The sequence below is a fragment of the Acidovorax sp. Q11 genome (genome assembly GCF_054950075.1).
Genome location: NZ_JBUDZG010000111.1, coordinates 1 through 349, shown reverse-complemented (window position 1 = coordinate 349; position 349 = coordinate 1). Strand labels below are relative to the sequence as shown.

Annotated in this window: 1 protein-coding gene; it reads left to right on the top strand. The window is 57.6% G+C overall.

Annotated features, from left to right (window positions below):
- Positions 1-310 (top strand): transposase (locus ACYZGB_RS22905; RefSeq protein ID WP_462391286.1); only part of this gene is annotated, 310 nt, incomplete at its 5' end.
- Positions 311-349 lie beyond the last annotated feature (39 nt).

Sequence of the window (349 nt, the reverse complement as noted above, 5' to 3'; positions counted from 1 at the left end):
CCAGAAATTCCCGACCGTCGTCAACGCCTGGCGCAGGGCCTGGGACAAGGTCATCCCCTTCTTCGCCTTCCCGCCCGAGGTGCGGCGCGTGATCTACACAACCAACGCGATTGAGAGCGTGAATGCGCGGCTGCGCAAGATCATCAAAACCCGAGGGCACTTCCCCAGCGACGATGCAGCCACCAAGCTGATCTGGCTGGCACTGCGCAACATCACCGAAGACTGGGGGCGGGCAACCAACAACTGGAAGTCAGCAATGAACCAATTCGCGATCCTCTACGAAGACCGGTTCACCAAATCGAGCACGTAAGATCCTCAATCAGCTTCACGAAATCGGTGAAGGTTCAAT